The following is a 6,277-nucleotide window of genomic DNA, read 5'->3' as shown; positions in this document are numbered from 1 at the left end:
CTGAAGCACCAAGTGAATCGGTTCCGTACTATATTGAATAAGTTGGCAATCGGGCGGTAACGTTCTCCCTATTAAAAAAGGTAGTCTGAAAACGCTTTAGCGAGACTTGCTATCGGTTTTCAGACGACCTTTGTTTTGAAACGGTTGTCATCCGTTCGGGTTTGTGTTGAAGGTTTTGCAGACGGATTGCTTGGGGGAAAAGGTGGCTAGTTGCTCAACACATCGTGTTTTTTAGTTAAGACATATTGATAGACTTCTTCTACCGCCGCTTCGTCATAGCTTTTGCCAAAACGCTTTTTATAGCCCAAGTCATAGAGTTTGACGTGGTGTTCTTCTGAAATCTCGACGCCTACGTTTTCCAAACATGACTTGGCGCAATGCAGATGGCAGCCGTCAATGACCAGCATCGGCCTGCCGGACTGCGCTTTGCGTACCAAAGGTGCGACTTTGCCTCCTACGCCGGAAATGCACGACATTTCAAATTCGCCGGCGTGATCGAGTGCTACGGCGGTATTGTTGGCAAGTTGCGCTACGTCAGAACATCCGGAACAGGAATAAATCAACGGAAGTTCGCTGCGGTTGGGCATTTTTAATCTCCTCTTTAGACTTTTTCATTTTGTATGTGTATTTTAATCCATCAATAATCGGTAAAGCACGCTCAGATTGAAGCAGACCTGACAAAAGTGGTCGATTTTCTGCCATGCCGGGTTGGATTCGGGATGCCTGAAGGTCGTCTGAAAATATTTTAGCAAAACTTGCTGTCGGTTTTCAGACGACCTTTTCTTTGGGGACTGGGCTATGCTTTGTCCTCTTCGTTTTCCACTGCTTTGGGCGGAACGGGCGCGAACCAGCCGACCAAGAGCAGCAGCACGCCGACGATGATGAAGGAGGCGATGCGGGCGATGCCGCCGCTGTTGGAAAGCTCGATGAGGAAGAGCTTGACGACGACAATCGCCATCAGTGCTGCGCCGGTTATCCAGAAGGGGCGCAGTTTGCGGCGGTTGCCGTACACCATCAGGATGATGGCGGTCACTGCCCACACGACGGAGAGGCTGGCTTGCAGGCCGAAGGATTGGAGCATGATGTCAAGGCGCCAAGTGATGCCGTCGTAGAAGTGCCACAGGCGCATCACGCCCGCGCTGATGACCATGAATGCGAGGGCGGCGACGCCGGGCGCGTTTACGCGGCGGTATTCTGCAGGCAGGGCTTCGGGCAGGGACTTCAGGGCAAACCACAGCATTCCGGCGCAGGCGAGCTCCAGCGGGTTAAGCAGCGGGATATATGGCAACGGCGCGGGTTGGAACGGGGTAGAGAAGTTTGTCCATATCATCCAACTTGCCGATGCAAGGGCGGCTATCGGCAGGGCGGAATGCTGATAGGCGGCTTGATGTCGTCTGAAAAAGCCGCGCTGCCGCTGCGTATGAAGGACGACCCACATGATCAGCGGTACGGCAAGCCACGAGAGCTGCGACCAAACGCCGTCGACGAGTTCGCCGACATACATTCCCGACCAAAGCGACCAAAGGATGCCGAGCATGATGATGTTGATTTTGTGCAAGCCGATAGGCGCATTGGTTCGGCGGTTATTCAGAATGACGAAGTTCAACACGGTGGCGGCGGCAAGCGGCAGGGCTGCGGCGGCCGTCCATAGGTGTTCGAGGTGATAGCCGATGAAGTGCAGGGCAAATAGGGGCAGGAATGCCAAGGTCGTCTGAAAAAGCTCTTTCCAGTTCAAACGGTTGGCAAGCAACAGCAAGGTGGTGAATATCGGCAATGCCCAAAGCTCGATGAACAGGGTTTCTTCGCCCGTCCATTGGGTATAGGTGGCGAAGCCGCCCAACATCAGGGCGATAACGAGGATAGCCCAGCCTGCAATCTGCGAGAACGGGAGGGTTTGGTCTTGTTTGCCTTGGTTTTCCGATGCTTCGGTTTGGACGCGCGAATATTGCAGCATGTAGGCCGCGGCAAACAGCAGCGGCGCGGCGGCGAAAAGATGCCAGTGTGTCAGGAAGCCGTTGGATTCATTATTAATCGAGGCTTGGAAGAGCAGGATAAAGATTGCATTGCCCAAGGCGAATGTGCTGAACACCTCCGACTTGCCTTTGCCTCGGCAGAACGCCCAAGCTGCCACCAAAGCAGAGAAAATGATGATGCTGCCGCGTTCCGCGAAAAACAGTAAAGGCAGGATGGATGTGTAGAGCAGGGCGGCGCAGAGGGTTGCGTTTTGAAGCGTGTGTTCCCAGTGTGCCGAGCCTTTACGGCGGTAGAGGTGCCACTGCAGGTAAATTGCTGCGCCGCCGAACAGGGTCAGCAGGGTGGTAAACCATTGACCTTGCAGGATGGTGGATCCTCCCTCCTGATAACCGCTCAGTTGGGTCAGCGCCGCCAGCAGATAAACGACGAGCGCACCCAAACGCATATGCGGACGCTGTTGGCGCAGCCCGAAGAAATACACGAGCGCGGATTCTACCGTCCACAGGATGACAGTGTTGCCGCGTTCAAAGTGAAGCGGAACGGCGAGCGTGAGGAAAAGCAGCGACAGGGCGAAAAATGCCTGACGCAGGATATACAAACCCTGTTGCCGTTTCAGCATCAGCGCGGCAAGCCCGTAAACGGCGGCGAAGCCCAGCGCGGAGAATGCGTCCGCAGACGGCCAGTGTTCCACCATGCGGTATTGCAGTCCGAACGCCGCCGCCATCGTGCCGAACAATAAAGTATGGTCGAGGACGTGGACGCGCAGGCCGTGGGAGCAGATGCTGTTCCAAATTTCTTCCAGCGTCGCATTGTCGGCAACGGGCGTGAGCGTGTCTTCGCGGCTATCCGTCAGCTTGCGGCGGGCGAACAGATAGGCGATGAAGGTATAAAGCAGCCAGTGGTAAATCAGGAAAGGCTCGGTGGTGGCGAAATGCTGCGGCGTATAGCTTTGCATGCCCCACAACGCGGCGATGGAGAACGTTCCGGCGAAACCCGTCAGGTTCAGCGGCCGCCATGCCTTAAACCAAGCAATCGCCGCTACGCCGGCATTGAGCAGGGAAAGGTAGGAGAACAGCACCAAATAATTGCCGCTGCCGTCCGATACCAAGATAGGCGCCGCCAGACCGCCGACCAAGGCAACCTGCGCCATAATCTGTGCGTTTTGCCTGATCGCCAGCAACGCCATCAATACGACCATCGCCACCATCAGTACGAACACGATCGGCGCAGGCAGCAGCGGATGCAGTTTCAACGCCGCTAAAGAGGTTAGATACATCACCGCCACGCCGAAGCCTTGCAACACCAAGCCGTATTCACGTTTGCGGCTTTGCAGCTTCCAGCCGCCGATGACCGCCGCCAAACCCGCGCCTGCCACGGTCAGGTAACGCATTTCCACCGGTACATAAATCCGCTCGGAGGCATAGCGTAAGAGGAACGCCAAGCCGAGGAAGAGCACCACGATACCGGTTTTCAGCAACGGATTGCCGCGCAGGAACCAAGCAACAATGGGATTTTCGGAGAATTTGAAATCGAAACCTTCTTCTTTGCGGATAACGGTTTCACGAGAATCTGCGTCAGCGTTTTCAGATATATTTTCAGACGACATCGGCACTTCGTTTTCAGACGACGTTTGCAGGATAGGCGCGTCTTGTTTGCGTTCGTCTTCTTGAATAGCGGAAACTTGGGCAGGTGTTTCGACGCTGTCTGCGTACAGAGCAGGTTCGGGCTGCACGGAAGGTTCGGCGGAAACAGGGGTAGAAAAAGAGGGAGCGGCAACCGGCTCAATGTGCGGCTCGACAGGCGCATTGTCCGCAGTTGCGACAGGTTCAACCTTCTCATGAAGCGGCGCAGGGGTCGTCTGAATATCGTCGGCATGTTCGGACAAAACAGCGCGCAGTTTCCTAGCCTGCCCGACTTCTGCTTTATCATGAACGGATTCGTGTTCCAAAGCCGTCAAACGCAGCTTCAGCAACTCGATTTCTTTTTCCAGATTTTGCAGCTTTGCATCATGTTCTTCCTGACGCGGTTTGCCGAGTTCCCGCGCAAACAACCATAAAATAGAGCCGAAAATGACGCCGACGGTCATTTCGTCAAGAAAATAGCCAATGAGGATGGGGATGAGTAGGCAGAAATACTGCATAAAACACCTGTCCGATAACGGTAAAAATATGCCAATTGTAGCATTCTTGTCATGAGAAGGATGTATAGAAGGCGTAACGGTAGGAAAAGCTGTTGTACGGTAAGCAACATTGTATTTGCAGAATTAATTTACGGTACAAGGTCGTCTGAAAAGCGAAATTGGATTTCAGACGACCTAGTCGATGGGTTTCGTCCTGCTGTTTATCATGAATATAGGCTTTATATCGTGAAACCGGGCGCAAGTCCTGTGAACTTGCCATGCTTGATACGGACTATTTATTATAGGCGTTAGCTTCGATAGGGTACGGTTTGTCTAGCCACCAATTCTCAAGGCTTTTTTGATACCCATATTTTTCGAAAGAAAATCTAATGCCTCATTAACCCAACCATGCTTTGGGTTTCCCGCCAATTTTGTCTCCTCTCTTCGTGGGAGAGGAGATTGAGGATGCTGAAACCCAACCATTTTTAGGGATTCGACCAATTTGTCCCCTCTCCCTGTGGGAGAGGGTTAGGGAGAGGGCAGTAAGCCGCAGGCTTTCATTCAGGTTCCTAGGTTTCGCAAAAAAATCTTCTGAAAGGTCGTCTGAAAGGTTGCCCCGTCAAGAGGCTGCGTACACTGAAAACGAGCGAAGCAAATTTCGCCAACACGGAACGCTAAAACCTTTTCAAAAAGGAAAATACGATGAAATTCAATCAAATCCATTTATTGTGTATTGCCGCAGCCTTGGCGCTTGCAGGCTGTAAAAACACAGAAGTTCCGTTAAACAGTCAGGTTCAATTACCCCAGGCGTTTACGCAGGATGCGGCGGCGAAGGGCGATGCGGACATTGGGGCATGGTGGCAGCAGTGGAACGATCCGGTGTTAAGCGGATTAATCGCGCAGGGTTTGGCGCAGGGGCATGATGTGAAAATCGCCGTCAGCCGTCTGAACGAAGCCCGTGCCGTGGCTGGGGCGGCGCGTGCCGATTTGGGACCGACCGTCGGACTGAGTGGCAAGGCGGGGGCGAATTACAGCAAAATGGATAATCCGCTCGACAGTAATGCCAAGGCGTTGCTCTCGCGTTATCCGCAGGCCTCGTCTTTAAACGGGGATACCATCGATTCTCAAGGCACCAGCCTATACGGCGGACTGACTGCTTCGTGGGAGCCGGATATTTTCGGCAAGAAACGCAGCGATGCCGATGCCGCCCGCTATGCCGCGCTGGGGCAGCAGGAATTGGCATACGGCGCGCAAATGCTGGTGGCGGGCGATATTGCCGACAATTATTTCAAAGCGCGTGCGGCACAAGGCCGTCTGAAAACCGCCGATCAAACCGTTGCCACCTTGCGGCGTATGGTGCGCTACATCGAAGGACGTTTTAAGGCGGGACATGTCAGCGGCTATGAAGTGAACGAGGCGAAAGTGCAACTGACCTCGGCGGAAGCCAAACGTGCCACGATAGGGGCGGAATATGCCGCTTATGTGCGCAGTATCGCCGTGTTGACCGGCAACGTGCCTCAGACGTTTACGCTGCCCGAATCGTCTGTCGATGCGTTGGCACACCAACCCTCCGCACCAAGCGGGCAGACGCCGCAAGGCTTGCTGGAACGCCGCCCCGACCTGCGTGCGCAGGCGGCGCAAGTCAATGCCTATGCCGCCAAATTCGCCAGTGCCAAAGCCGATTTGCTGCCGCGCTTCACTATCAGCTTTATGGGGCAGGGCGGACGCATCGGTGTGGATGGCGACCGTTCGCTGACCGGCTGGGCAAGTTTGTTGTCGGTGGGCATACAGACGCCGCTGTTTACCAACGGCCGCATCAAAGCCAACATCAAAGCTGCCGACGCGCGTCTTCAGACGGCATTGCTGGAATACGACAAACGGCTCCTGACCGCGCTGGGCGAAGTCGACAGCGCATATCAAGGCGTGGAATCGCTAAGCCGTCAAACCGAACTGCTGCAAACCGCCCATAATCAGGCGGCACGCCACGCGGCCGATACGGAAAAAATGTTCCGCAACGGCTACAAAACGCTGGATGTCGCCCTCAAAGCCCATATCGCCGAAGGCCAAATGCAGGAAAACCTGATTGCGGCGCGGCTGGCAAGGGCGCAGATGCTGGTGTCGCTGTATAAGGCATTGGGCGGCGGCTGGTCGAAATATAGTGGATTAACTTTAAACCAGTACGGC

Annotated in this window: 3 protein-coding genes; 1 reads left to right on the top strand and 2 read right to left on the bottom strand. The window is 54.4% G+C overall.

The genetic code is table 11. The annotated features are described in order from the left end of the window. Positions 1 to 206: 206 nt before the first annotated feature. Both HMPREF3050_RS11580 and HMPREF3050_RS11575 read right to left on the bottom strand, forming a co-directional pair. The gene (locus HMPREF3050_RS11580) at positions 207 to 587 is read right to left on the bottom strand and encodes a putative zinc-binding protein (RefSeq protein ID WP_003757884.1); all 381 of its coding nucleotides are present in this window, start codon (positions 585 to 587) and stop codon (positions 207 to 209) included. A gap of 209 nt (positions 588 to 796) precedes the next feature. Then, entirely contained in the window at positions 797 to 4,114 is a 3,318-nt protein-coding gene (locus HMPREF3050_RS11575) for a DUF2339 domain-containing protein (protein ID WP_070774888.1), read from the bottom strand. Positions 4,115 to 4,795: 681 nt separating this feature from the next. Here HMPREF3050_RS11575 and HMPREF3050_RS11570 point away from each other — a divergent pair. Next, on the top strand, positions 4,796 to 6,277 hold a 1,482-nt coding region (locus tag HMPREF3050_RS11570), incomplete at its 3' end, for an efflux transporter outer membrane subunit (RefSeq protein WP_070774887.1).

This window comes from Neisseria sp. HMSC065D04, from assembly GCF_001815675.1.
Taxonomy (GTDB): domain Bacteria; phylum Pseudomonadota; class Gammaproteobacteria; order Burkholderiales; family Neisseriaceae; genus Neisseria.
The sequence above is the reverse complement of the archived record's forward strand: the minus strand, read 5'-3'. Positions and strand labels throughout refer to the sequence as shown.

What these genes read in the sequence shown, in the direction of transcription:
- HMPREF3050_RS11580 (WP_003757884.1), bottom strand. Translation starts at nt 587, where the DNA reads ATGCCCAACCGCAGCGAACTTCCGTTGATTTATTCCTGTTCCGGATGT.
- HMPREF3050_RS11575 (WP_070774888.1), bottom strand. Translation starts at nt 4,114, where the DNA reads ATGCAGTATTTCTGCCTACTCATCCCCATCCTCATTGGCTATTTTCTT.